The organism is Agromyces kandeliae, from assembly GCF_009674665.1.
Taxonomy (GTDB): Bacteria; Actinomycetota; Actinomycetes; order Actinomycetales; family Microbacteriaceae; genus Agromyces; species Agromyces kandeliae.
On sequence record NZ_WKJD01000008.1, the window covers coordinates 41,828 to 68,547 of the forward strand.

21 protein-coding genes and 2 tRNA genes are annotated in these 26,720 nt (G+C 72.2%); 16 read left to right on the forward strand and 7 right to left on the reverse strand.

Annotated elements, in window-relative coordinates:
* Complete coding sequence (locus GJR97_RS05110; protein WP_154345449.1) at positions 1 to 1,263, reverse strand: diacylglycerol/lipid kinase family protein; 1,263 nt, start codon at positions 1,261 to 1,263, stop codon at positions 1 to 3.
* 93 nt (positions 1,264 to 1,356) lie between these two features.
* Here GJR97_RS05110 and serS point away from each other — a divergent pair, with 93 nt between their 5' ends.
* The 12 genes from serS (at position 1,357) to GJR97_RS05170 (ending at position 16,690) form a co-directional block, all read left to right on the forward strand.
* Positions 1,357 to 2,625: a serine--tRNA ligase gene (gene serS, locus GJR97_RS05115; RefSeq protein ID WP_324613176.1), complete on the forward strand. Its 1,269-nt coding sequence runs from the start codon at positions 1,357 to 1,359 to the stop codon at positions 2,623 to 2,625.
* A complete protein-coding gene (locus GJR97_RS05120; RefSeq protein ID WP_154345450.1) occupies positions 2,622 to 3,434 on the forward strand; it encodes an HAD family hydrolase in 813 nt (270 codons plus the stop codon). The genes serS and GJR97_RS05120 overlap by 4 nt, the downstream gene beginning before the upstream one ends.
* Positions 3,435 to 3,526: 92 nt before the next feature.
* Complete coding sequence (locus GJR97_RS05125) at positions 3,527 to 4,945, forward strand: LCP family protein (RefSeq protein ID WP_154345451.1); 1,419 nt, start codon at positions 3,527 to 3,529, stop codon at positions 4,943 to 4,945.
* A gap of 151 nt (positions 4,946 to 5,096) precedes the next feature.
* Positions 5,097 to 5,181: transfer RNA gene (locus GJR97_RS05130), tRNA-Ser, on the forward strand.
* Positions 5,182 to 5,231: 50 nt separating this feature from the next.
* Positions 5,232 to 6,539, forward strand: a complete 1,308-nt coding sequence (locus tag GJR97_RS05135; RefSeq protein ID WP_324613177.1) for an LCP family glycopolymer transferase — start codon at positions 5,232 to 5,234, stop codon at positions 6,537 to 6,539.
* Positions 6,540 to 6,641: 102 nt separating this feature from the next.
* Positions 6,642 to 6,730 (forward strand) — tRNA-Ser (locus tag GJR97_RS05140).
* A 152-nt stretch (positions 6,731 to 6,882) separates the two neighbouring features.
* Complete coding sequence (gene acs, locus GJR97_RS05145) at positions 6,883 to 8,934, forward strand: acetate--CoA ligase (protein WP_154345452.1); 2,052 nt, start codon at positions 6,883 to 6,885, stop codon at positions 8,932 to 8,934.
* Positions 8,935 to 9,042: 108 nt separating this feature from the next.
* On the forward strand, positions 9,043 to 9,495 hold the full coding sequence (locus GJR97_RS05150) for a hypothetical protein (protein WP_154345453.1): 453 nt from the start codon (positions 9,043 to 9,045) through the stop codon (positions 9,493 to 9,495).
* Positions 9,496 to 9,672: 177 nt separating this feature from the next.
* Entirely contained in the window at positions 9,673 to 11,880 is a 2,208-nt protein-coding gene (gene glgX, locus GJR97_RS05155; RefSeq protein ID WP_154345454.1) for a glycogen debranching protein GlgX, read from the forward strand.
* Positions 11,877 to 14,387, forward strand: a complete 2,511-nt coding sequence (treY, locus tag GJR97_RS05160) for a malto-oligosyltrehalose synthase (protein ID WP_154345455.1) — start codon at positions 11,877 to 11,879, stop codon at positions 14,385 to 14,387. The genes glgX and treY overlap by 4 nt, the downstream gene beginning before the upstream one ends.
* Positions 14,384 to 16,150 (forward strand): malto-oligosyltrehalose trehalohydrolase, encoded by a 1,767-nt coding sequence (treZ, locus tag GJR97_RS05165; RefSeq protein WP_154345456.1) that lies wholly within the window; start codon positions 14,384 to 14,386, stop codon positions 16,148 to 16,150. The genes treY and treZ overlap by 4 nt, the downstream gene beginning before the upstream one ends.
* A gap of 9 nt (positions 16,151 to 16,159) precedes the next feature.
* Complete coding sequence (locus GJR97_RS05170; protein WP_154345457.1) at positions 16,160 to 16,690, forward strand: ClbS/DfsB family four-helix bundle protein; 531 nt, start codon at positions 16,160 to 16,162, stop codon at positions 16,688 to 16,690.
* A gap of 29 nt (positions 16,691 to 16,719) precedes the next feature.
* Here GJR97_RS05170 and GJR97_RS05175 read toward each other — a convergent pair whose 3' ends face one another.
* Entirely contained in the window at positions 16,720 to 17,460 is a 741-nt protein-coding gene (locus GJR97_RS05175) for a DUF4386 domain-containing protein (RefSeq protein WP_154345458.1), read from the reverse strand.
* Positions 17,461 to 17,550: 90 nt separating this feature from the next.
* On the opposite strand from GJR97_RS05175, the gene GJR97_RS05180 reads away from it, so the two are divergent.
* Both GJR97_RS05180 and GJR97_RS05185 read left to right on the forward strand, forming a co-directional pair.
* Positions 17,551 to 18,195 (forward strand): TetR/AcrR family transcriptional regulator, encoded by a 645-nt coding sequence (locus GJR97_RS05180; protein ID WP_154345459.1) that lies wholly within the window; start codon positions 17,551 to 17,553, stop codon positions 18,193 to 18,195.
* A 59-nt stretch (positions 18,196 to 18,254) separates the two neighbouring features.
* The gene (locus GJR97_RS05185) at positions 18,255 to 19,391 is read left to right on the forward strand and encodes a hypothetical protein (protein WP_154345460.1); all 1,137 of its coding nucleotides are present in this window, start codon (positions 18,255 to 18,257) and stop codon (positions 19,389 to 19,391) included.
* 17 nt (positions 19,392 to 19,408) lie between these two features.
* On the opposite strand, the gene ku is transcribed toward GJR97_RS05185, so the two are convergent.
* Entirely contained in the window at positions 19,409 to 20,230 is an 822-nt protein-coding gene (gene ku / locus GJR97_RS05190; RefSeq protein WP_154345461.1) for a non-homologous end joining protein Ku, read from the reverse strand.
* A gap of 69 nt (positions 20,231 to 20,299) precedes the next feature.
* Between ku and GJR97_RS05195 the strand changes: the two genes are divergently transcribed.
* Positions 20,300 to 22,771: an ATP-dependent DNA ligase gene (locus GJR97_RS05195; protein ID WP_154345462.1), complete on the forward strand. Its 2,472-nt coding sequence runs from the start codon at positions 20,300 to 20,302 to the stop codon at positions 22,769 to 22,771.
* 53 nt (positions 22,772 to 22,824) lie between these two features.
* The gene (locus tag GJR97_RS05200; RefSeq protein WP_324613178.1) at positions 22,825 to 23,166 is read left to right on the forward strand and encodes a DUF7882 family protein; all 342 of its coding nucleotides are present in this window, start codon (positions 22,825 to 22,827) and stop codon (positions 23,164 to 23,166) included.
* A 25-nt stretch (positions 23,167 to 23,191) separates the two neighbouring features.
* Here GJR97_RS05200 and GJR97_RS05205 read toward each other — a convergent pair whose 3' ends face one another.
* From GJR97_RS05205 to GJR97_RS05220, 4 genes are all read right to left on the reverse strand, one after another.
* Positions 23,192 to 24,220 (reverse strand): fatty acid desaturase family protein, encoded by a 1,029-nt coding sequence (locus GJR97_RS05205; protein WP_407643575.1) that lies wholly within the window; start codon positions 24,218 to 24,220, stop codon positions 23,192 to 23,194.
* A gap of 220 nt (positions 24,221 to 24,440) precedes the next feature.
* Positions 24,441 to 25,415 carry a DNA topoisomerase IB gene (locus GJR97_RS05210; RefSeq protein ID WP_154345464.1) on the reverse strand — a complete coding sequence of 325 codons (975 nt, stop codon included), beginning with the start codon at positions 25,413 to 25,415 and terminating at the stop codon, positions 24,441 to 24,443.
* 10 nt (positions 25,416 to 25,425) lie between these two features.
* Positions 25,426 to 25,698, reverse strand: coding sequence for a DUF7218 family protein (locus GJR97_RS05215; RefSeq protein WP_154345465.1), 273 nt, complete (start codon positions 25,696 to 25,698; stop codon positions 25,426 to 25,428).
* A 26-nt stretch (positions 25,699 to 25,724) separates the two neighbouring features.
* Positions 25,725 to 26,606, reverse strand: a complete 882-nt coding sequence (locus GJR97_RS05220) for an SDR family oxidoreductase (protein WP_324613179.1) — start codon at positions 26,604 to 26,606, stop codon at positions 25,725 to 25,727.
* Positions 26,607 to 26,720 lie beyond the last annotated feature (114 nt).

Sequence of the window (26,720 nt, forward strand, 5' to 3'; positions counted from 1 at the left end):
CTACCGCGCTTCGGTCGCTCCGGGCTCCGTGCTCGCGTCGGGGGCGGCGTCCGCCGCGGCGAGCTCGGACGTCGACAGCTCACCCGTGAGGGGCTGCGTCGCCTTGGCCTCCTTCGCGGCGGCCTCGGCCTCCTCGAGCTCGGCCTCGTCGAGCTCCGAAGCCGGATTCCCGTCCTCGGAAGCCGTCGCCGGAGCGCCGGGCGCCGACGCGACGTCGGAGCGCTGCCGTCCACCGCCGGGAGCGCGCGGCGCGACCTGCTCGGGCACGCGGACCACGAGCGCCTCCGGGTCGATCGCGAACCGCGCGGCGGTGATCATCCCCATCTCCTCGCCGTCGATCTCGAACTCCTGCGGTTCGCCGTCGATCACGATGTCGACCGTGGCACCGCTCGCGTAGACGACCTCGCGGCGCTTGTTGCCGCCCGTGAGGTCGATGAGCTGGCGTCCGAGCGCCGTCTTTCGGAGCACCCGGTTCTCCCAGGCGACGCGGCGCCACACCATCAGCCACTCCCACACGTTCCGCGGCTGCAGGCGCACCACGTCGAGCCGACCGTCGTCGATCTCGGCGTCGGGGATCAGCTCGATGTTGCCCGGGAGGTAGCCGAGGTTCGCGACCAGGATGCTCGAGACCTTCGAGCGGTGCGTCCGTCCGTCGTCCATCCGATGGGCGACCCGGAACGGCTCGGAGCTCGGGATGGCACGCAGCCCGGCGTCCACGTACGCGAGCCACCCGACTCGCTTCTTCAGGTCGGCGTCGGTGTTGGCGATCATCGCCGCATCGATGCCGATGCCGCTCATGACGAGCGAGACCTCGGTCTCGGTCGAGTCGTCCTCGCGCCGGACCCTGGCGCGGAGCACGTCGACGGCGCGATCGCGACCCGTGAAGGCGAGCTTCGCCGCGCCCGGGATGTCGTTGACCGGGATGCCGATGTTCCGGGCGAACAGGTTGCCCGTCCCGAGCGGGACGATGCCGACCGGGATCGGCTCGCCCTCCAGGCCCTCGGCGATCGCGCGCACGGTCCCGTCGCCGCCGGCGGCGATGATCAGGTCGACACCGTTCCCGCGCGCTTCGCGGGCCTGCCCCGTGCCCGGGTCGTCCTCGGTCGTCTCGATCCACTCCGCGGCGGCATAGCCGTGCTCGGTCGCCAGGCGCTCCACAGCCGGCCGCAGCTGCTCGATGCCCTGCTTCACCGGATTGAAGATCACGGCGACGCGCCGGTCGCCGCCCGCGGCCTCCGCCTGTTCGGTCTCGCCCCCACTCATGCGTCGAATCTAGGGCATGCCGGCCCGCGGAGCCCGAGGATCGGCCGAGGACGGCCGCCGGGCCCCCCGGATGCCCCGACTACACTGGCTCGGGTGATCGACCCCGTGCTGCTCCGCGAGAACCCAGGCCTGGTCAAGCGCTCGCAGGAAGCGCGCGGCGAGTCCCCCGCCTTCGTCGACGATGCCGTCGCCGCCGACACCGCCCGCCGGGCCGCGATCTCGGCGTTCGAGTCGCTGCGCGCCGAGCAGAACGCGTTCGGCAAGCAGGTCGCCAAGGCGCCGAAGGAGGAGAAGGCGGTGCTCGTCGCGCAGGCGCAGGAGCTCGCCGCGAAGGTCAAGCAGGCGAACGCGGATGCCTCGGCCGCCGAGGAGGCGTTCACCACCGCCGTGCAGCGCATCGGCAACGTGGTCGTCGAGGGCGTGCCCGCGGGCGGCGAGGAGGACTTCGAGGTCCTCCGCGAGGTGGGCGAGATCCCGGCGTTCGGCTTCGAGCCGCGCGACCACCTCGAGATCGGCGAGCTGCTCGACGGCATCGACATGGCCCGCGGCGCCAAGGTGTCCGGCGCCCGGTTCCACTTCCTCAAGGGCGTCGGCGCGCGCCTGCAGCTCGCGATCATGAACATGGGCCTCGACAAGGCGATCGGCAACGGCTTCACGCCGCTCATCACGCCGACGCTCGTGCGCCCCGAGATCATGCAGGGCACCGGCTTCCTCGGCGCGCACGCCGAGGAGGTCTACCACCTGCCCGCCGACGACCTCTACCTCACGGGCACGAGCGAGGTCGCGCTCGCCGGGTACCACGCCGACGAGATCCTCGACCTCACGAACGGCCCGATCCGCTATGCGGGCTGGTCGACCTGCTACCGGCGCGAGGCGGGCAGCCACGGCAAGGACACGCGCGGCATCATCCGCGTGCACCAGTTCGACAAGCTCGAGATGTTCAGCTACGTCGACCCCGCCGACGCCGAGGAGGAGCACGAGCGCCTCCTCGCCTGGCAGGAGGAGATGCTGCAGGCGCTCGGCCTCACCTACCGCGTGATCGACGTCGCCGCGGGCGACCTCGGCTCGAGCGCGGCCCGCAAGTTCGACGTGGAGGCGTGGGTGCCGACCCAGCAGGCGTTCCGCGAGCTCACGTCGACGTCGAACTGCACCACGTTCCAGGCGCGCCGCCTCGACATCCGCCACCGCACCGAGAGCGGGAGGACGGCGCCCGTCGCGACGCTCAACGGCACGCTCGCGACGACGCGGTGGATCGTCGCGATCCTCGAGACGCACCAGCAGGCCGACGGCTCGGTGGTGGTGCCCGAGGGCCTTCGCACCTGGCTCGGCGGCCTCGAGGTGCTCCGCCCCGTCGAGCGATGACCGCCGCCACCGACGAGCGCTGGTTCGTCGCCCTCGACGTCGACGGCACCATCATGCACGAGGACGAGTCGATCGACCCCGTGGTCGTGGAGGCCGTCGGAGCGGCCGCCGATCGCGGACATCTCGTGACGCTCGCGACCGGGCGCTCCTGGTCGACCACCCGGCCCGTGCTCGAGCACCTCGGGCTCGAGCCCGAGTACGTCGTGACCGCGAACGGCGCGATCACGATGCGCCGCGACCCGTCCTCGCCCGACGGGTGGTCGCAGGCGCACGTCGAGACGTTCGACCCGACCGACGTGCTCATGCGCATCCGCGACGAGCTTCCCGGCGGGCGATTCCTCGTCGAGCTCGCCGACGGGTACCGGCTGTTCACGCGGGGCATGTCCGACTGGAACCTCGAACGCGCACGGGAGGTGGAGTTCGAGGGGCTGCTCGGCCAGCCCGCGACCCGTGTCGTCGCGACCTCGGTCGATCACGACCTCGACGAGTTCTTCGGCCTGGTCGAGCGGATGGGCCTGCACCACGTCAGCTACGCGATCGGGTGGACCGCATGGCTCGACATCGCTCCGGACGGCGTGAACAAGGCCACCGCGCTGGAGCGGGTGCGCGGTTGGCTCGGGGTGCCGCTGCGTCGCGTGATCGCGGTCGGCGACGGTCGCAACGACATCGAGATGTTCCACTGGGCGGGCGCCGCGGGCCGTGCCGTCGCGATGGGCCAGGCGCCGGCCGAGGTCGTCGCGGCGGCGCACGAGCGCGCCGGACGGATCGAGGAGGCGGGCCTGGCGGCCGTCCTCGACTCGCTGCCCTGAGGTCCGCCCGCGATCGGCAGGGGCCGACCCGCGGGACCACGTTCCCGCCCTGACCGGGGAAGTCGTGGTTAGGATCGCGATCGGGGGCATGCGTGAGCGACCTGATCGACGCACCGCAGGGCGACACGCCGACGGACGACGACGGCGTGTCGGACGGGCATGTCCGCCTGCCCGCGGTCATCCCGCCGCCCGCGCCGCCCGCGCCCCGGCTCCCGCCCGTGCTGATGGAGGCGACGGTGCCGCCCGCCCACCACGGACGGCTCCCTCGGCGCGGCGCAGGCCGCGCGCTGGCGAAGGGCGTCGGGGCGATGCTCGCCGTGGCGCTCGTCGCCTCCGGTGCGATCGCCGCCTACGCGGTGAGCTCGATCGTGACGCCGGTCGCGGCGAAGCCGAGCGTGAAGTTCGAGAGCGAGCAGGTGCTCGAGAGCGTGCCCGACATCGGGGCGATGGAGGGCGGCCTCAACTTCCTGCTCGTCGGGAGCGACAAGCGGCCCGCGAGCGGCGCCTTCGGCGACCCGGACATCGAGTCGGGCGTGCTCAACGACGTGACGATGCTCCTGCACATCTCGCAGGACCACTCGCACGCCGAGGTCGTGAGCTTCCCGCGCGACCTGCTCGTCGACGTCCCCGAGTGCCCGGACCCCGAGGATCCTGAGGGCTTCGGCTACTCGGCCCGGTACGGCGTCAAGATCAACACGATCCTGAACGACGGCGGGATGGGCTGCATCGCCAAGACCCTCGAGCAGATGCTCGGCATCACGATCCCCGTCGGCGGCGTGGTCGAGTTCGACGGCGTCGCCGCGCTCTCCGAGGCCGTCGGCGGCGTCGAGGTGTGCGTGGTGGACCCGATCGACGACGCGTACACCGGGCTCGTGCTCGACCCGGGCTCGCACGTCATCAAGGGGTACGAGGCGCTCGCGTTCCTCCGCACCCGGCACGCGGTGGGCGACGGCAGCGACCTGGCCCGCATCTCCAGCCAGCAGACGTTCCTCGCCTCGCTCGCGCGCACGTTGCAGTCGGCTGGCACGCTCGGCGACCCGGTGAAGCTCTACGGCATCGCGCGCGCCGTCGTGACGAACATGACGCTCTCCTCGGGGCTGCAGGACCTCTGGCGCCTCGTCTCGGTCGCACGCGCCCTGCAGTCGACCGACCTCGACCGGATCGCCTTCATCCAGTACCCGACCGTGTACACGGACGACCTCAGCGCGGTCGTCCCCGCGGCATCCGCGAGCGTCGTGGCATCCGCACTGCAGCAGGACATCGCCGTGCAGTTCGACCCGACCGCGACGGATGGCACCCCGTTCGGGACGGTCGATCCGAACGCGACGGACGACCCGGCCGAGGAACCCGTCGGCGAGCCGTCCGCCACGCCCGAGGCGGGCGACCCGGCCGCACCCTCGGGGACGGCGACACCGGCGCCGAGCCCGGAGCCGACGACCGAGGCGCTCCCCGGCGACGTGAGCGGGCAGACCGCGGCGGACGTGCGCTGCGCCGCGGCGAATACGGGCTGATCCGGCATTTCGCAGGAGCGTCCGTGCGGGTGGTTCAGCACGCTCACAGCCGCGACGTGGAAACCTGTTGCGAATACGGGTCGGCTAGAATCAGGGCCTGTCCAGCCCATCGACGTGCCGCGGAGACGCGGTCCGGCGGCGTGCCGGGCGAGGAGGGCTGTCCGAGCGGCCGATGGAGCTGGTCTTGAAAACCAGTGGGCAGCAATGCCTCGTGGGTTCGAATCCCACGCCCTCCGCCGAGTACACCACGACCCAGAGACCGACCGAGACCCCGAGAGGAGACCGAGTGAGCCGCCCCTCCCCGCAGCAGCCCTCGCGACCCGACGCCGCCTCGAGCACCCGCCACGGGCGCCTCCGGCGCAACGGTGTCTGGGCAACCGTGACGAAGGCCCTGGCCTCGGTCGTCGCAGTCGTCCTCACGTCGGGGGCCGCCGTCGCGGCCTACGCGGCGTTCGACCTCGCCGCGACCGCGAAGCCGACGGTCACGCTCGGCAACGAGGAGGTGCTCGACGGCGTGCCCGACGTGGGTGCCATCGAGGGCGGCGTGAACCTGCTCGTCATCGGCAGCGACAGCCGCGCGGGCCAGGGCACGGGCTTCGGCGACCCCGACGAGGAGACCGCGGTCCTCAACGACGTGACGATGCTCATGCACATCTCGGAGGACCACTCGCACGTCGAGGTCATCAGCTTCCCCCGCGACATGTTCATCGACGTGCCCGCAGGATGCACCGACCCCGAGTCGGGCGACGAGCTCTGGGAGCAGTACGACGTCAAGATCAACACGGTGCTCTCCTACGGCGGCGTGCCGTGCGTCGTGAAGACCGTCGAGCAGCTCACGGGCGTGACGATCCCGTTCGCGGGCGTCGTGCAGTTCATGGGCGTCGCAGGGCTCTCCGAGGCCGTGGGCGGCGTCGACGTCTGCGTCGCCGAGCCCATCGAGGACGAGTACACCGGCATGTTCCTCGATGCCGGCACCCACACCCTCGCGGGCATCGACGCGCTCCAGTTCCTCCGCACCCGGCACGGCGTCGGCGACGGCTCCGACCTCGGCCGCATCTCGAACCAGCAGGTGTTCCTGTCCGCGCTCGCGCGCAAGCTGCAGAGCGACGGCACGTACACCGACCCGGTGAAGCTCTACGGCATCGCGAAGGCCGCCCTGGCGAACATGCAGCTCTCCGACAGCCTCACCGACCCGACCCGCATGGTCTCGATCGCGAAGGCACTGAAGGACACCGACCTCTCCAAGATCGCGTTCGTCCAGTACCCGACCGGCTACGTCGACGGCGGGGTGGCGCCCACCGAGTCGGCCGAGGTGGTCAACCTCGCACTGCAGAACGACACGCCGGTCGCGTTCGACCCGAACGCGGGTGCGGAATCGACGTTCACCTCGACCGGTGACCCGAGCGCGACGCCGGGCGAGCAGCCCGTCGCCGAGACGCCGACGGAGGAGACTCCCGCCGAGGAGCCCGCGACCGACGCTCCCGCCGAGACGACGGCCCCCGAGCCGACGCAGCAGGCGCTGCCGAGCGACGTCACGGGTCAGACCGCCGCCGAGACCCGCTGCTCGGCCGGCCGCACGCTCGCCGACCAGTAGCCCGTCGCGCACCGCGCACCGCGGCACCGGGATCGGCCGAATCGTGTTTTCGGCGGGATGCCGGTTATGATGGCAGTCGCGTTCGCCTTCGGGCGTTCACGAGGAGACGTCGCATAGTCCGGTCGAGTGCACCACCCTGCTAAGGTGGAGTCCCCGTAAGGGGACCGCGGGTTCAAATCCCGCCGTCTCCGCTCAGAGAACACCGGTGACGGCCGCGAGCATCGCGGCCGTTTCGCATGTCCGCGCTGCGTGCTGTTACGCCGTGGGACGCGGCCGCCGGGCGGCACGTGCCGTGCCGGATAGCGTCGAACGGGTCCGTGCACCGATCAGTGGAGCCGCCCGCATGTCGCATCCCGCACCTCCGACCGCGCCCGACGAGACCGCCGGCGGAGCGGTCGAGCGCCGCAGCCCGGCGATCACGACCCTCGCAGCCGAGGCCGCGGCGATCCCGCCGCCGCCGGCGTTCGCGGCACAGGCCAACGTCGACGCCGGATTCGTCGAGTCGGCCCGACGCGACCCGATCGCGTTCTGGGCTCGCGAGGCCGAGCGCCTCGACTGGGCGACGCCGTGGCACACGGCGCACGAGTGGCGGCCGACGGATGCCGCGGGGCAGGAGGTGCCCGAGGCGACCTGGTTCGCGGGCGGCCGGCTGAACGCCGCGGTGAACTGCGTCGACCGTCATGTCGCGGCGGGCCACGGCGACAGGGTCGCGTTCCACTTCGAGGGCGAGCGCGGCGATCGGCGCACCGTGACGTACGGCGAGTTGGAGCGCGAGGTCGCGCGCGCGGCGAACGCGCTCGCGGCGCTCGGCGTGGGGAAGGGCGACCGCGTCGTGCTCTACCTCCCCGTGCTCGTCGAGACCGTCGTCGCGACGCTCGCCGTCGCTCGGCTGGGCGCCGTCCACTCGCTCGTGTTCGGCGGGTTCTCGGCCGAGGCGCTCCGGTTCCGCGTCTCGGACACGGGGGCGAAGGTCGTCGTCACGAGCGACGGCCAGTTCCGGCGCGGCGAGGCGGTCGCCGTGAAGGCCGCGGTCGACGAGGCCGTCGACGGCCTCGAGCACGTCGAGCACGTGCTCGTCGTGCGCCGGACGGGCGATGAGACGCCCGGCATCCCGTGGACTCCGGGCCGCGACGTCTGGTGGCACGACGCGGTCGACGCGGCATCCGCCCATCACGAGGCGGAGGCGTTCGACGCCGAGACGCCGCTCTTCATCATCTACACCTCGGGCACGACGGGCCGCCCGAAGGGCCTCGTGCACACGACCGGCGGCTACCTCACCCACGTCGCGAGCACCTTCCACTCGGTGTTCGACGCGAAGCACGACGACGTCTACTGGTGCACGGCCGACCTGGCGTGGGTCACGGCGCACAGCTACGTGCTCTACGGGCCGCTCGCGAACGGCATCACGAGCGTGATCTTCGAGGGCACGCCGAACACGCCGCACCCGGGTCGGCACTTCGAGATCATCGAACGATACGGCGTCACCACCTACTACACGGCGCCCACGCTGATCCGGTCGTTCATGGGCTGGTTCCCGGGCGGGGTGCCGGGCGGGTACGACGTCTCGAGCATCCGGCTGCTCGGTTCGGTGGGCGAGGCGATCAACCCGGCAGCCTGGGAGTGGTTCCGCCGGGAGGTCGGCGGCGGCACCGCGCCGATCGTCGACACGTGGTGGCAGTCCGAGACGGGCGGGGCGGTCATGGCGCCGCTGCCGGGGATCTCGCACCTCAAGCCCGGGTCGGCGCTGCGCGCCCTTCCGGGGCTCACGACCCGCGTCGTCGACGAGCACGGCGACGAGGTCGCGCGGGGCGAGGGCGGCTACCTCGTGATCGACGGCACCTGGCCGGGCATGGCCCGCACGGTCTGGGGCGACCCCGAGCGATACCGCGACTCGTACTGGGCGCGCTTCGCCGATCGCGGCTACTTCTTCTCCGGCGACGGCGCACGCGTCGACGCCGAGGGCGACATCTGGCTGCTCGGGCGGGTCGACGACGTGATCAACGTCTCGGGTCACCGCCTCTCGACGATCGAGATCGAGTCGGCGCTCGTCGGGCACCCGGAGGTCACCGAGGCCGGCGTCGTGGGGGTGAGCGACGCCCGCACCGGCGAGGCGGTCGTCGCGTTCGTCGTCGGCGACGGCGTGGCCGGGCGTAGCGAGGGCGGCACGGATGCCTCGGCACGGGCCGCGGCGCTGCGGGCGCATGTCGCGGCGGCGATCGGGCCGATCGCGAAGCCCCGCGACATCCACTTCGTCCCCGACCTTCCGAAGACGCGATCGGGGAAGATCATGCGGCGCCTGCTCGTCGACCTCGCCGAGGGGCGCCCGTTGGGCGACACCACCTCGCTGCAGGACCCCGCGGTGCCTGCCCGGATCGGCTCGCTGATCGGGGGCTGAGCCCGTCCGGGGCGCGAGCCCGGGACAGTGGAGGGATGTCGCCGCCGGGGACTATGCTCCACCTGTTCCACACGAAACAGGGGGAGTTTCAGAATGCGACGTTTCACCATGCCCGCAGCACTGGTCTTCGCCGGTGCGCTTGCGCTCACGGGCTGCGCGTCCGGCGGCGGCGACACCGCCGCGACCGGTGAGGAGAGCTGCTCGTCGATCTCCGCGCAGGTACGCGACATCTCGAACGGCGTCCAGAACAACCTCGCCGCGCCGTCTTCGCTCGAGGGGCTCCAGGACTACCTGGGCGAGGCGTCGGAGCGGACCGACGCGCTCATCGAGGAAGCCGGTGACAGCGACGCGCTGATCGACGCGCTCGGGGGTTTCCAGACCGCGCTGAACGAGGTGTCGACGTACGCCGACGGCCTCGCCGAGGTGCCCTCCGAGGAGGACCCGTCGGCGATGACCATCGAGCAGGACCCCGACGAGCTCGCCTCGGAGCAGGCTGCGCTGCAGGAGGCGTCGGCCGCGGTCGCCGCGTCCTGCGACACGGACTCCGACTCCGACGAGTAAGGGCCGACCGGAGCGGGATCGCTCCATGACGGCCGGGACGCGGCGTGAACCCGTCCCGGCCGTCATCGCGCCGGCCGGCTCCCGACGCACCGGGCGGGTGGCGTCGATGACGTCGTCGGATGCGGGCCCGAAACATCCGCCCCCTACGATGGCCGGAGGCTCACCGTTGGGGGATGCATGCACAGTTGGCCCGGCTCCACGTACCCGCTCGGGGCGACGTTCGACGGGAACGGCACGAACTTCGCGCTGTTCAGCGAGGTCGCCGAGAAGGTCGAGCTCTGCCTGTTCGACAACCGGCGGCGCGAGAAGCGCGTCGAGCTCATCGACGTCGACGCATACATCTGGCACGCCTACCTGCCGCAGGTGCAGCCCGGCCAGCGCTACGGCTATCGCGTGCACGGGCCGAACGATCCGGCCAAGGGCCTGCGCTGCAACCCGAACAAGCTGCTCCTCGACCCGTACGCCAAGGCCGTCGACGGCGAGCTGACCTGGAACCAGTCGCTGTTCGGCTACCCGTTCGGCAATCCCGAGGGGCGCAACGACCAGAATTCGGCCAGGAGCATGATGCTCGCCGTCGTCACCAACCCGTTCTTCGACTGGTCCGGCGATCGGCATCCGCGGACCCCGTACGCGGCCTCGTTCATCTACGAGGCGCACGTGAAGGGCCTCACCCAGACGCTGCCGGGCGTTCCCGAGGAGATCCGGGGCACCTACGCCGCCGTCGGCCACCCGGTCGTCATCGAGCACCTGCGCAGGCTCGGCGTGACGGCCATCGAGCTCATGCCCGTGCACCAGTTCGTCAACGACGGCACCCTCCAGGAGAAGGGCCTGTCGAACTACTGGGGCTACAACACCATCGCCTTCTTCGCGCCGCACAACGCGTACGCCGCGGCGGGCCAGCGCGGCGAGCAGGTCCAGGAGTTCAAGGCGATGGTGAAGGCCCTGCACGCCGCCGGCATCGAGGTGATCCTCGACGTGGTCTACAACCACACCGCCGAGGGCAACCACCTCGGGCCGACGTTGTCGATGCGCGGCATCGACAACGCCGCGTACTACCGGCTCGTCGACGACGACCCCCGGTACTACATGGACTACACGGGCACGGGCAACTCGCTGAACGTCGGCCACCCGCACGCGCTCCAGCTGATCATGGACTCGCTCCGCTACTGGGTGCTCGAGATGCACGTCGACGGATTCCGGTTCGACCTCGCCTCGACGCTCGCTCGCGAGTTCTACGAGGTCGACAAGCTGTCGACGTTCTTCGAACTCGTGCAGCAGGACCCGGTCGTCTCCCAGGTCAAGCTCATCGCCGAGCCCTGGGACGTCGGCCCCGGCGGCTATCAGGTCGGCAACTTCCCTCCGCAGTGGACCGAGTGGAACGGGCAGTACCGCGACACCGTCCGCGACTTCTGGCGCGGCGAGCCGGCGACGCTCGGCGAGTTCGCGTCGCGGTTCACGGGCTCGGCCGACCTCTACGAGCACTCGGGGCGCCGGCCGGTGGCATCCATCAACTTCGTGACCGCCCACGACGGCTTCACGCTGCGCGACCTCGTGTCGTACGACGAGAAGCACAACGAGGCGAACGGCGAGGACAACCGCGACGGCGAATCGCACAATCGCTCGTCCAACCTCGGCGTCGAGGGTCCGACCGACGATCCCGAGATCCTCACCCTCCGGGCCCGCCAGCAGCGCAACTTCATCGCGACGCTGCTGCTCTCGCAGGGCGTGCCGATGCTCTCGCACGGCGACGAGCTCGGGCGGACCCAGGAGGGCAACAACAACGTCTACGCCCAGGACAGCGAGCTCAGCTGGATCGACTGGGAGCACGCCGACCAGCCGCTCGTCGAGTTCACCGCCGCGGTCGCCAAGCTCCGCGCGGAGCACCCGACGTTCCGTCGCAGCCGGTTCTTCGACGGGAGGCCGGTGCGGCAGCCCGAGGGCGGGCCGGTGCCCGACATCGTCTGGCTCCGGCCGGACGGCACCGTGATGGCTCCGGAGGACTGGGATGCCGGCTTCGGCAAGGCGATCGGGGTGTTCCTGAACGGCGAGGGAATCCGCGAGCGCGACCGTCGCGGCGAGCGGATCGTCGACCGGCACTTCACCATCCTGTTCAACGCGCATGACGATACGGTCGAGTTCACGATCCCGAAGCACGAGTTCTCGCCCGAGTGGGAGGTGCTCATCGACACCGCCGGCAACCGAGCCGACAGTGCGCCGATCCAGCCGGGCGAGACGATCCCGCTCGAGCAGCGCTCGCTCGTGGTCCTCCGCCAGCACGACCCGTCGCCGGACGAGGTCGACCACTCCGTCGCGGCGTCGCTCTCGGCGATGGTCGCGGCCGCGAAGGACGAGGCGCCCGCACCGAAGGCGGAGGCGGGGAGATGACGGATGCCGCGGGGCGGACGGGGCGCGGGCCGGCGGCTCGGGCGCCGCGGTCGACGTACCGGCTCCAGATCCGTCCGTCGTTCGACCTGCACGACGCCGCATCCGCGGTGGGCTACCTCGACGCGCTCGGCGTCGACTGGCTGTACCTCTCGCCGATCCTGCCGTCGCGCGCCGGCTCCGACCACGGCTACGACGTCGTCGCGCACGACCGGGTCGACCCGGCGCGCGGCGGCGAGGGCGGCCTCGCGGCGGCGGCGGATGCCGCGCACGGGGCCGGTCTCGGCATCCTCGTCGACATCGTGCCGAACCACGTGGGCGTGGCGGATGCCGCGCAGAACGAATGGTGGTGGAGCCTGCTGCAGCACGGCCCCGACTCCCCGAACGCCGACGCGTTCGACGTCGACTGGGAGTTCGCCGGAGGCAGGGTGCGCCTGCCGGTGCTCGGCGGTTCGCTCGAGGAGGCGGCGGCCGCCGGCGACCTGCGCGTCGAGCAGGGCGAGCTGCGGTACTTCGAGCACCGGTTCCCGCTCGCACCGGGCTCGGCCGGCGACGACGACGCCGCGGAGGCGGGCACGACCGACGTGCTCGCGGTGCACGCCCGACAGCACTACGAACTCGTGCACTGGCAGCGGGCCGATGCCGAGCTGAACTACCGACGATTCTTCGCCGTCAACGAGCTCGCCGGCGTCCGGGTCGAACTGCCCGCCGTGTTCGATGCGACGCACGAGGCGATCGTCGGCTGGATCCGCGACGGGCTCGTCGACGGGCTCCGCGTCGACCACCCCGACGGCCTCGCGCGGCCGGGCGCCTACCTGCGCCGACTGGCGGATGCCACGGGCGGCGCGTACGTCCTCGTCGAGAAGATCCTCGAGGGCGACGAGCCGCTGCCGCCGCACTGGCGCACCGAGGGCACGACCGGGTACGACGCGCTCGCCGACGTCGACCGGGTCCTCGTCGATCCGGACGGCGAGGCGCCGCTCGACGCCCTCGACGCCCGGCTGCGGGCCGAGACCGGCGTCCCCGGCCCGACCGACTGGCCCGACCTCATCCACGGCACGAAGCGCGGCATCGCAGATGGGATCCTGCGCAGCGAGGTCCTCCGGCTCGAACGGATGCTCCCAGCGCCGCGCCCCGCGGGCGCCGCCGATGCACTCGCCGAACTGCTCACGTGCTTCCCCGTGTACCGGTCGTACCTGCCGGCGGGCGCCGAGCACCTCGAGGCGGCCGCACGCCTCGCGCGCGAGCACCGGCCCGACCTGGCGGCGACGGTCGATGCGCTCCTGCCGGTGCTCGGCGACGCCGGCCACCCGGTCGCGGTGCGCTTCCAGCAGACGAGCGGCATGGTCATGGCCAAGGGCGTCGAGGACACGGCCTTCTACCGGTACACGCGGCTCGGCTCACTCACCGAGGTCGGCGGCGACCCGTCGGAGTTCGCGATCCCCGTCGACCGGTTCCACGAACGGCAGGTGCGCCGTCACGCCGCATGGCCGCACTCGATGACCACGCTCTCGACCCACGACACCAAGCGCGGTGAGGATGTCCGGGCGCGCATCGACGTGCTCGCAGAGATCCCCGAGCGGTGGTCGATCGAGCTCGACGGTCTCCGCGCGACCGCGGGATCGACCGGCGACGGCCCGTTCGACGCGCTCCTCTGGCAGGCGATCGTCGGCGCCTGGCCGATCGAGCGCGAACGGGTGCACGCCTATGCCGACAAGGCGGCGCGCGAGGCATCCGTCTCGACGACGTGGACGACGCCCGACGCCGCCTTCGAGGCGCGCATGCATGCGGTGATCGACCGGGCCTACGACGACCCCGCCGTGCGCGGGCGGCTCGACGCCTTCGTCGCGTGGCTCGCACCCGCGGGCTGGTCGAACTCGCTCTCGGCGAAGCTCCTGCAGCTCACGATGCCCGGCGTCCCCGACGTGTACCAGGGTAGCGAGCTCTGGGAGACGAGCCTCGTCGACCCCGACAACCGCCGGCCCGTCGACCTCGCGCTGCGACGGCGGATGCTCGCCGACCTCGACGACGCCGTGCTGCGCGGCGACCTGCCGGCGACGGATGCCACGGGCGCCGCGAAGCTCCTCGTGACCTCGCGGGCGCTCCGCGCCCGTCGGGAGCATCCCGAGTGGTTCACGCGGTACCGGCCCCTCGAGGTCGCGGGCGAGGCGGCGCGGCACGCGATCGCGTTCGACCGGGGCGGTGTCGTGACCGTGGCGACACGGCTGCCCGTGGGGCTCGCCGCACGGGTCGGTGCCGACCCGGCGTCCTCCGCCCCGGACGGAGCGTGGGGCGACACGGTGGTGCTCACCGCGGGCGGGACGGTGGTCGACCTGCTCACCGGGCGGCGGTTCGGTGACGACGCCGACGGCGGGGCGACGGGCGGCGAGCTCGGGCTCGCCGAGGTGCTCGCGACGTATCCGGTCGCACTGCTCGCGCCCGCGACATCCGCCCCCGACGCACCCTGGCCCGACGGCCCGCACGGCCACGACGAGGAGGTCGCCCGATGACGCTCGAGCTCTGGGCCCCGAATCCGACCCGGGTCGCGCTGCGGCGACCGGGCCGCCCCGACCTGCCGATGGATCGCGACGAGCGGGGCCGATGGCACGCCGACGTCGAGCTGGCGCCCGGCGACGAGTACGGCTTCGTACTGGACGACGACCACCGGGCGCTGCCCGACCCGCGCTCGCTGCGCCAGCCGCTCGGCGTCCACGAGCCGAGTGCGGCGTTCGACCTCGGCGCGCACGAGTGGGCGGACGCCGACTGGACGGGCCGCCAACTCGCGGGCGGCACCGTGTACGAGCTGCACGTCGGGACGTACACCCCCGACGGCACGCTCGACTCCGCGGTCGAGCGCCTCGACCACCTCGTGGACCTCGGCATCGACTTCGTCGAGCTGCTGCCCGTCAACGCGTTCAACGGCACGCACAACTGGGGCTACGACGGCGTGCTCTGGTACGCCGTGCACGAGGGCTACGGGGGCCCCGCCGCGTACCAGCGGTTCGTCGACGCCTGCCACGCGCGCGGCCTCGCGGTCATCCAGGACGTCGTCTACAACCACCTCGGTCCGAGCGGGAACTACCTGCCGAGGTTCGGCCCGTACCTGCGCACGGCCGAGCGCAACACGTGGGGCGACTCGGTGAACCTCGACGAGCCCGAGGTGCGGCGGTACATCCTCGAGAACGCGATGACGTGGCTGCGCGACTTCCACGTCGACGGGCTCCGGCTCGATGCGGTGCACGCGCTGCGCGACCGGTCCGAGCGGCACATCCTGCGGGAGCTCGCCGAGCACGCCGACGCGCTCTCGGCGCACATCGGCCGACCGCTCACGCTGATCGCCGAGTCCGACCTGAACGACCCGACGCTCATCATGCCGCGCGAGGCGGGCGGCTACGGCCTCACGGCCCAGTGGAGCGACGACCACCACCACGCGATGCACGTCGCGCTCACGGGCGAGACCGCGGGCTACTACGCCGACTTCGCGCCGCTCGACGCGCTCGTGAAGACGACCACGCGCGGGTTCTTCCACGACGGCACGTACTCGTCGTTCCGCGGGCGCGACCACGGCCGGCCGATCGATCCGGCCGTGCCCACGTGGCGGCTCGTCACGTTCGCCCAGGACCACGACCAGGTCGGCAACCGCGCCGCGGGCGACCGGCTCTCGCCCGAGCTCGGCGAGCGCAGGCTCGCCGTCACGGCGGTGCTCAACCTGACGACGCCGTTCACGCCGATGCTGTTCATGGGGGAGGAGTGGGGCGCGTCGACGCCCTGGGCGTTCTTCACGTCCCACCCCGAGCCCGAGCTCGGACGCGCGACCGCGGAGGGCCGGATCGCCGAGTTCGCCCGGATGGGATGGGACGAGGCGCTCGTGCCGGACCCGCAGGACCCCGAGACGTTCCGGCGCTCGAAGCTCGACTGGTCGGAGCCCGCCGACGCCGGCGGTGCGCACGGGGGACTGCTCGACCTGCATCGCCGCCTCCTCGCGCTCCGCCGAGCGCGGCCGGAGCTCACCGACCCGTCGTTCGAGCACACGACGGCCTGGGCGGATGACGCGCTCGACCGGTTCCGGATGGATCGCGGCGCCCCGGACGCGCCCGAACGGGTCGTGGTGCTCGCGAACCTCGGCGCCTCGCCGTGGGCGATCGAGCTCGACGGGCCCGCCGACGTGCTGCTGGCGACCGACCCGGCGCTCGCCGAGCGCGGTGCGCCCGACCGCATGGTCGAACTCCCGCCCGAGACGGCCGTGATCCTCGCCGTCGCGCACGGATCGTAGGCTGGGCGCGTGAGCATCCCGCAGCACCGTGCCGACCTGGTCCGGCAGGCGGTCGACCGCTTCGCCGAGTTCGAGCGCGCGCTCGACGGGCTCGACGGCACCGCGCTCCCCGGTCACGATGAGCCGATGACGGTTGCCGCCGCGCCCGAGCCGCGCGACCGCGACGCGGTCGACGTGGTCAACCACCTGCACGCCTGGCACGTGCTGCTGCTCGGCTGGCTCGCCGACGACGCCGCGGGCGAGGTGCCCGCGTATCCGGCCGACGGCTACACGTGGCGCGACCTCGACCGGCTGAACCGCGACCTGCGCGACCGGTATCGCGGTGAGGGGGATCCCGCCGCCGCCCGGGAACGGCTCCGCGCGAGCCACCTCTCCGCGCTCGCCCGCCTCGACGCGATGACCGACGCCGAGATCTTCACCGACGGTCGAGCGTGGCTCGGCGGGGCGAGCCTGGCAGAGCCCGCCCACGAGTGCCTCGGCGGGCACTACGCCTGGGCGCTCGGCGCCATCGCGGGTCCCGCCGCTCCGACGGTCGCCTGACGCGAGCGGCACCGCGGGGCGGCGGGCGGTCACTTCGGGAGCCGTGCCGTGTCGAGGCCACGCACGATCAGCCACCCGGCGAGGACCAGCCCTTGGACGGCGAGCGGTGCGGTGAGCGCGAGGTAGGGCGCGCCGACCACGTCGACGACGCGCGCCAGCAGCAGGACGCTCGCGGTGATCGCGGACGCGACGCCCGCCACGCCCCAGGTCGACAGCCACGCCGGGACCATCCGCCATCGGAGGAGGAGCACGAGGAGGAGCAGGTCGCCGAGTCCCATGATCGTGATGACCACGACGTGGTTGACGAGGTCGCGCCCGTTCCGCACCGTCTCGGCGAGGATCGCGTACGTCTCGGCCGCCGGAGTGCCGATCGCGGCGTCGTAGCCCTGGGCGAGGTCCAGGAGGAGCGACAGCATGACGACCGCGAGCAGGTGGAATCCGCACATGACCAGCCGGAATCCGACGAAGCCGACGCTGAGTGCCGGACTCGCGCGCCGCAGGATCGGATGGAGGACGAGCGCGAATCCGGCGTACGCGGCGACCATGACGACCTGGAAGAGCGCGCCCGAGATGAGCTCCGCGCGGCGCTCGGTCACCGATCCGAGGTGGTCCGGCTCCTCCAGGACGGGGACCACGCTGAGGATTCCGGCGATGAAGGCCACGAGCACCAGGGCGCCGGCCGTCGCCGCCGCACGGCGCTCGGGTGTCGAGCGCGCGCGCCCGGCCGTTTCGGTCGGACCGCTCCGCGATACGTCGTGCTCTCGTTCCATCTTCGTCTCCTATACAGGTGTAAGGTCAGCGTGACAGCCGCAACTATACACATGTAAGGTCAGGAGTCCACGGTCCCGTGAGGAGATGCCATGCCGGTCCGACCGCCGCTCAGCCCGGAGCGCATCATCGCGGCCGCCGTCTCGCTGGCGGACCAGGGCGGCGTCTCCGGCGTGAGCATGCGCAAGGTCGCGGACTCGCTCGGCGTCGAGGCGATGGCGCTCTACCACCACGTGCCCAACAAGGAGGCGATCGTGGACGCGATCGTCGATTCCGTGTTCGCCGAGATCGAGGTCGCGCGGTCCGATGCGGACTGGCGGAGCGACCTCGAGCGGGCGGGCTGGTCGACACGAGCCGCCGTCGCACGACACAGTTGGGTCCTCGGACTCATCGAGTCACGCGACCACGTCGGCCCCCACCGACTGCGACGGCACGATGCCGTGCTCGGGATCCTCCTCGACGCTGGGTGCGCTCCGATCGAGTCGGTCCTCGCGGTCTCGGCGCTCGACAGCTACGTGTACGGATTCGTGCTGCAGGAGAAGCAGCAGGCCCTCGCCGAGCCGGCGGACGTCGAGCGGGCGGCCGGCCTGCTGCTCGACGGGACCGCGGATGACCTCCCCCACCTCCGTCGCGTCGCCGCGGCCGCGCTCGGGGGGTCGGCCCCGAGTCCGGACGAGGCGTTCGCCCACGGGCTCCGCGTGATCCTCGACGGGCTGCCCTGCGTCCGGCCGCGCTGAGCGACGACTCGGTGCAGACCCTGAGGCCCGAGCCGCGGCCGACGCCCTAGGCTCCGGGCATGTCGACCCGATCCGGCGCCGCGGGCGCCGACGCCCACCACCCTGCACGCCATCCCGGACGGAGCGCACCGGCGACCCTGGCCCTCGCGCTGGCGGCGGCGACCGTGTTGAGCGCCTGCGCGACCCCATCCGGCGACATCGCGTCGCCGACGACCGAGGCGGCCGCGCCGACCCCGTCCGGCGTTCCGACCGAGTCGGCCGCGCCCGGATCGATTCCGCCCGAGTCCCGGTACGACCTCGGATGCGACGACCTCGTCCCCGCATCCCTCGTCGGCGACGTGTTCGCCGCCCCGGTCGAGGCGACCGACCCGCTCGTGACCGCGTCGTCGGCCGGGATCGCCCTGCCGCGGATGACCTCGATCATCGCCGTGGGCGGCCTCGCGTGCGAGTGGTCGAACGGCGAGCCCTACAACAGCCGGTACGGCGCGAACCCCGCGCACGTCGGGCTCCTCGTCACCGTCGTCCCACCGCAGGCCGGCGGGTGGAGCGACACCGCGGTCCGCTTCGGCATGCCGGCGACGGCCACGAGCTGCGGCGGATGGAGCTGCACGGCCACGCAGGTCGCGTCCGGTGCCTGGGTCCAGGCGCAGGCGATGGACGGCTCGGGCGAACCGGACCCGACGGCGTTCGGCCGCGTGGTCGACGCCGCGGTGGCCGCCATCGATGCCGCGAGTCCGCCCGGGCCGCAGGCGACGACGGGTTCGGCGATCCCGGGCGACTGCCAGGCGGTCGTTCCGGACGCAGTCGTGGAATCGGTCACCGGCGTCGCCGATGTCGTCGAGACGTCGTGGGCCGGCGGGTGGAGCGAATGGGCCGAGGCGAAGACGATCGCCGGCGACCGCGGCTGCCTGTGGCTCAGAGCGGACGCCGATGAGGTCGTGGTCGGCACGGACTGGGTTCGCGGCGGCCGCTGGGCATACGACCGCATCGCCGACGGCGGGGGCCTGATGCAGGCCGGATCCGACCTCGGGCTCGACCTCGTCGCCCCTGATCTCGCCGTCCTCCGGTGCGATCCGGCCGACGGCCACTGCGCCGTCGACCTGCTGATCGGTGCCGACTGGGTGCAGGTCAGCGCGCCCGATGAGGCGGTGACGGTCGCCATCGCATCCGAGATCGCGAGCAACCTGGCCGGCTGACGCCCCTCCGGGCCGGTTCAGCCCGCCGACGACGTCTTCCCGGCATCCGCCGCACCTCCGCGCTTCGCGGCGATCGACTGTCGTAGCGCCTCCATCAGGTCGATGACCTCGCCGCCCTCCTCCTCGGCCTGCTCGCCGAACGTCGCGGCCGTGTCGAGGGCGTCGCCCTGCTCGAGCTTCGCCTGGATGAGGGTGCGGAGCTCCTGCTGGTACTCGTCGACGAACTGCTCGGGCTCGAAGTCGTTCGAGAGGCTCTCGATGAGCTGCTTCGAGAGGTCGAGTTCCTTCGAGGTGATCTTCGCCGGCTCGTCGAGGGCGGGGAAGTTCGCCTGCCGCACCTCGTCGCTCCAGAGCAGCGTCTGCACCATGAGGACGTCGCCGAACACGCGGAGCGCCGCGAGCCGCGTCTTCTGGCGCAGCGCCATCCGCACGACCGCCGTGCGGTCGGTCGACTCGAGCGCCTCGCGCAGCAGCACGTAGGCCTTGTTCGACGCCGAGTCCGGCTCGAGGTAGTAGCTCCGATCGAACATGATCGGGTCGATCTGGTCGGTCGGCACGAACTCGACGACCTCGATCTCGCGGCTGCGTTCGGCCGGCAGCGACTTCAGGTCCTCGTCGGTGATGATGACGGTCCGCTCGCCGTCGTCGTAGGCCTTGTCGATGTGCTGGTACGGCACGATCTCGCCGTCGATCTCGCACACCCGCTGGTAGCGGATTCGCCCGCCGTCGGCGTCGTGCACCTGGTGCAGGGACACGTCGTGGTCCTCGGTGGCGCTGTACAGCTTGACGGGCACGTTGACGAGGCCGAACGTGACCGCCCCCTTCCACACGGCTCGCATGCCCCCCAGTACACACCCCGCCCGGCCCGAGCGATACCCCTCGCCCTCCGCGCCGGGCAGGATGGGGGCATGGCGCAGGGCCCCGCGCAGCTGGTCGACGTCGACGGACGTCGGCTCCGCCTGACGAGCCTCGACAAGGTCATGTACCCGGAGACCGGCATGACCAAGGGCGAGATGATCGCCTACTACGCCGAGATCGCGCCGGCGATGCTGCCGCACGTGGCGGGCCGCCCGATCACGCGCAAGCGCTGGGTGAACGGCGTCGGCACCCCGGGGCATCCGGAGCAGGCCTTCTTCGAGAAGAACCTCGAGCACGCGCCCGAGTGGATCCGCCGCGCGGTGCAGCACCACTCCGACGGCGACAAGACCTATCCGGTCGCCGACAGCCGGGCGACCCTCGTCTGGCTCGCGCAGATGGGGGCGATCGAGCTGCACGTGCCGCAGTGGCGCTTCGACGCGTCGGGCGGGCCCGGGAATCCCGATCGCATGGTGTTCGACCTCGACCCCGGCGAGGGGGCCGGCCTCGGCGAGTGCGCCGAGGTCGCCAGGATGGTCCGCGACATCCTGCACCCGATCGGCCTCGACCCGGTGCCCGTGACGAGCGGCAGCAAGGGCATCCACCTGTATGCGCCGCTCGACGGCGCGCAGACCTCCGAGCAGGTGTCGGCCGTCGCCCACGAGCTCGCCCGTGCCCTGGAGGCCGACCACCCCGACCTCGTCGTCTCGAGCATGAGGAAGACGCTGCGGGGCGGCAAGGTGCTCATCGACTGGAGCCAGAACAACGCGAAGAAGACCACGATCGCGCCGTACTCGCTCCGGGGGCGCTTCCGCCCGACCGTGGCCGCGCCGCGCACCTGGGCGGAGCTCGACGACCCGGGCCTCCGCCAGCTCGAGGCCGACGACGTGATCGCGATGGTCGCGGAACGCGGCGATCCCATGCTCGTCGTCGCCGAGGCATCCGCCGCCGGGCCGCTCAGCACCTACCTCTCGATGCGCACCGCCGGGTCGACGCCCGAACCGATGCCCGAGTCGGCGTGGGGCGTCCCGAACGACGGCGACCCGCGCTTCGTGATCCAGGAGCACCACGCGAGGCGCCTGCACTTCGACCTGCGACTCGAACGCGAGGGCGTGCTGAAGAGCTGGGCGGTCCCGAAGGGCGTGCCGGATGACGCGGGCACCAACCACCTCGCCGTGCAGACCGAGGACCATCCCATGGAGTACCTCGTCTTCGAGGGCTCCATCCCGGAGGGGCAGTACGGCGCCGGCTCGATGACCGTGTGGGACACCGGCACCTACGAGACCGAGAAGTGGCGCGACGACGAGGTGATCTTCACACTGCGCGGCCGGGTCGGCGGGCCGCTCGGGCGCGTGCGTCTCGCACTCATCCGGACGCAGGGCGACGGCGAGAGGAGCCAGTGGCTGCTGCACCGCATGAAGGAGCAGCGCGCCGGGCCCGGCCCGCAGCATGCGACGGATGCCGCGGCCGCTCCGGCCACGACGGCGGCGCGGGCCACGCGGCGGCGCGACCCGGGCACCGCCCCGCGCGACCCGATGCCGAAGCCGATGCTCGCGGTCCCCGGCAGCGCCGGGCTCGTCGGGGGCGGTGACTGGGCGATCGAGTGGAAGTGGGACGGGATCCGCGTGATCGCCCGCGTCGACGACGGCGTCGTCCGGCTCGTGACCCGCAACGCGATCGACCGGACCGCGACGTATCCCGAGCTCGCGGGCCTCGCGTCAGCGCTCCGTGCCGACGCGGTCGTCGACGGCGAGATCGTGGCGCTCGACGAGGAGGGGCGTCCCGACTTCGGCCTGCTGCAGCGGCGGATGAACCTCGGCCGGCCGCGGGAGATCGCCGCGGCCGCGGCATCCGTGCCGGTCCGACTGCACCTGTTCGACGTGCTCGAGGTGGCCGGGACGCCGACGGTCGACGAACCGTACGACCGGAGGCGGGAGCGACTCGAGCGACTCGTGCGACCGAGCGCCGACGCGCCCGTCGACGTGCCGCCCGTCGTCGACCTCGACCCCGAGGCCGCGCTCGAGGAGGCGGAGCGGCTCGGCCTCGAGGGCATCGTCGCCAAGCGACGCGGTTCGCGCTACTCGCCGGGCGTCCGGAGCGACGACTGGGTCAAGGTCAAGCTCTCGCAGACCCAGGAGGTCGTGATCGGCGGGTACCGGATGGGGGAGGGGACGCGGATCGGCCGCATCCGCTCGCTGCTCGTCGGCGTGCCGACGCCCGACGGACTGCGGTACGCCGGGCGGGTCGGATCGGGCCTCCGCGAGCGCGAGACGGAGCGGTTGCAGGGAGTGCTCGACGAGCTCGCGGGGGACGCGTCGCCGTTCCTCGACGTCCCGGAGGCGGATGCTGCCGACGCCGTCTGGGTCCGGCCCGAGATCGTCGGGGAGATCGAATTCGGGGAGTGGACGAGGACCGGGGTGGCGCGGCATCCGCGGTGGCGTGGGCTCAGGCCGGACAAATCACCCGATGACGTGCGGTTCGAGGGCGGGACGGGTTCGGGGGACTTCGCTGGGAGGGGTCCGTGAGTCGCGGTCATGGGTGATTTCGCCGGTACCCGCGTGGGGGTTAGTGTTCTGCCGTGGGAACCCTGTATTACGGCGACGCCGGAACGCCGATCGAGATCGACGACCGCGCACTCGCCCACCTGAAGATCGCCATCACGACGAAGCTCCGTCGCAACGAGAGCTTCACCCTGTCCTGGCGTCACGTCGACGGTTCGACGCGCGGCCGCAGTTCGCTGTGGCTGCACCCTGCGATTCCGCTCCGGTTCGTCTTCGAGACGCCCGAGGCGGGCGAGCTCGACCGGGAGTGGATCGAGGACCTCATGCGCGGCGCGAACTCGGGCGGCGGCATCGTGCTCGACCTCGAGCGCGAGGATGCCGGACAGCGCCCTGGGCCGAAGCCCGTCGAGGCGGCCTAGCGGCCGCATGCGGCCGGCGTGGCGCTCAGCGGCGCCGGAGCTCGCCGGCCGCCGGGCAGTCGAACGGGTCGCGTGCGGCGAGCCCGACCCGGTTCAGGTACCGGATCACGATGCCGTACGAGTCCACGAGCGTGGTCTCGGTGTAGGGGATGCCGAGTGAGCGGCAGTGCTCCCGCACGATCTCGCGCGCCCGACCGAGGTGCGGTCGCGGCATGCTCGGGAACAGGTGGTGCTCGACCTGGTGGTTCAGGCCGCCCATGAGCGGGCTCGTCCAGCGGCCCGTGATGTTGCGGCTCGTCAGCACCTGCTTGCTCAGGAAGTCGAGCTTCGCATCGGCGGGGACGAGCGGCATCCCCTTGTGGTTGGGCGCGAACGACGCCCCCATGTAGACCCCGAAGACGGCCAGCTGCACCCCGAGGAACGCGAAGGCCATCCCGAGCGGCAGCGCCCAGAACACCACGGCGACATAGGCGCCCAGCCGCAGCGCGATGAGCGTGAGCTCGAGGGCGCGGCCGGGGATCGCGCGGCGCTCGAACAGCGATCGGATCGAGGTCACGTGCAGGTTCAGGCCCTCGAGGAGCAGGAGGGGGAAGAACAGCCAGCCCTGCCGGCGGGTGATCCAGCCGATCAGGCCGCGCTGGCGCGCCGCGTCCTCCTCGGTGAACGAGATCGTGTCGAACTCGATGTCGGGATCCTTGCCGAGGCGGTTCGGGTTGGCGTGGTGCCTCGTGTGCTTGGTCATCCACCACTGGTAGCTGATGCCGACCATGACGGTCGCGACGAAGCGGCCGACCCGGTCGTTGGCCCGGCCGGAGGCGAGCACCGCGCGGTGCGACGCCTCGTGGGCGAAGAACGCGAACTGCGTGAAGATGATGCCGAGCGCGGCCGCGATGAGCAGCTGGTACCAGGAATCGCCGAGGAGTACGAAGCCGGTGATCGCACCGCCCAGCGCGAGGGCGAGGCCGCCCACGAGCAGGGAGTAGAAGACCGGGGTGCGGCGGAGCAGGCCGCTCTCCTTGATGACCTGGGAGAGTGCGGCGTAGCTCTGGGTCACGCCCGGACGATCGCCGCGCGGTTTGGTGGAGCGGATCGCACCGAGGTGCGATGCAGGGATGAGTGAAGTACTGATGATCCGGCCCGTCGTCGTCGTCGACTTCCCAGCCGGTGTGTTCACGGGCGTCCGCCCGTTGTCGATATGGCAAGCGTACGTGCGCATATGTACCGCCGGACGTACGTTGGGGCGATACCCAGCAGACGCACGGTCGACGCGCGGATCACCCGGCGTCGTCGACGAGCAGCTGCAGCAGGGCGCGCTCGCGGCCCCCGCCGAGGCGGGCCAGCCGGCCGTGCTCGTACGCCTCGACGATGCGCGGGTCGACGTAGCTCGCCCTCGCGATCGCGGGCGTGTTCCCGAGCACCTCGCTCGCGTGCACGATCGCGTCGCGGACCGCAGCGGCGCGCGCCCGCGCCGTCGCCTCGGTGCCGAGCTCGGCGAGCCGGTCCGCGGCGGCGATGGTGCCGCGCAGCGTCCGGAAGTCCTTGGCCGTGAAGTCGCCGCCCGTCCGCGACCGGATGTCCTCGTTGACGTCGACCGGGCCGAGCGGCCGCATGCGCCGCCCGTCCGCGAAGGCGTACAGCCTCGCCGCCGGGGACCGGTCCGACATCCCCTCGACGAACGCGGCGAGCGCCGCATCCTCGAGCACGAGCTCCTGCGCGATGCCGCCCTTCGCGCGGAACCGGAACCGCACCGCGCCGGCGCCGTCCAGCTGGGCGTTCCGCACGAGCAGCGTCGTCAGCCCACGGCTGCGGGCCTGCGCGAGCGACTCCTCCGACCCGATGCGGATGGCGCCGAGGTCGAGCGTTCGGAACGCGGCGGCGAGGACCCGCTCGCGCAGCAGTTCGTCGAGTGCGAGGTCGCGGCGGACGCCGCGCCGCGCGTCCGGGAGCACCTCGGCGAGCGCGGCCATCCGCTCGAACTTCTCCGCGTCCTGTCGCTCGCGCCAGACCGGGTGGTACAGGTACTGGCGTCGACCGGCGGCGTCGACGCCGACCGCGAGGATGTGCGCGTTCGGCGCCTCGGAGATCCACACCTCCGTCCACGCGGGCGGGATCGCGAGGTCCGCGATGCGGTTCCGGTCTGCACGATCGGCGAGCGAGCCGTCGGCGTGGCGGTACGTGAAGCCCCGGCCGCTGCGACGGCGCGTGAGCCCGGGCGACGCGTACGGTTCGACGCGTCGCAGCCGCGGCATCCGTCGCCTCTCAGTGGTTGCGGAGGGCGTCGATGAGTTCGCCCTTGCGCAGGTCGCTGTAGCCCGTGAGGCCGAGCTCCTTGGCCCGCTTCCTCAGTTCGGGCACGGTCCAGTCGTCGTAGCTGCCGGACTCCCCGCCCTTCCGGCCGACGGCGCTGCGGCCGCGCGCTGCGGCGGCGTTCGAGATGCGGGCCGCCTTCTCCTTGGACGCGCCGTCGTCGCGGAGCTCCTCGTAGAGCTCGGGGTCCTTGAGCGAGTTCTCTCCTCGTCGATTGCCGGGCATGTCCTTCTCCCTTCCCTGACGCCGCCTCAGATCGGCGTGCCCCCCGTGACCGGGAGGATCGCCCCGGACGTGAACGACGCGTCGTCGGACGCGAGGTAGACGTAGGCGCCCGCGAGTTCGGCCGGTTGGCCGGCTCGACCCAGGGGCGTGTCCTGCCCGAAGCGGGGCAGCGTGTCGGGCCATCCCGTGGCCGGGATCAGCGGCGTCCAGATCGGCCCGGGGGCGACGGAATTGACACGGATGCCCCGGGGCCCGAGTTCCCCGGCCAGGGCCTTCGTGAAGGCCACGAGCGCGGCCTTCGTCATCGCGTAGTCCACGAGGCGCGAGGACGGGTCGAAGCCCTGGATCGACGACGTCGTGATGATCGACGACCCGGCGTCCATGCGCGGCACCGCCGCCCGGGCGAGGAACACGCTCGAGTAGAGGTTCACGCGCATGACCTCGTCGAAGTCGTCGGTCGGCACCTCGTCGATGCCGCCGCGGTCGCGCTGGTGCGCGGCGTTGAGCACGAGCAGGTCGATGCCGCCGAACGCATCGCAGGTCTGCTGGACGAGGTCGGCGCAGTGCTGCTCGTCGACGAGGTCGCCGGGGAGGAGCTCCGCCTGCTGTTCCGCGTCGCGGACCCAGTAGGCGGTCTCGTCGGCGTCCTCCTGCTCCGAGGGCAGGTACGAGATCGCCACGTCGGCGCCCTCCCTGGCAAAGGCGATCGCGACGGCGCGGCCGATTCCGGAGTCGCCGCCGGTGATGAGCGCGCGACGGCCCGCCAATCTGCCCGAGCCGCGGTAGCTGTACTCGCCGTGGTCCGGTTGCGGGGTCATCCGCGGCGTCATGCCGGGCGGAAGCTGCTCCTGCCGGGGGAAGGGCTCGGCGGTGTGCTTGGTGGTCGGGTCGACCAGATGGTCATGCACCGGGACCTCCTCGTCCGAATGTCCGTGCGGTCACGCTACGCGCCGGCGGGCGATGGGCCGAGGGGGTTGACGGGCTCGGCCCGAGGTGGGCGGGAGCGCGGTAGCGTCGTCGCC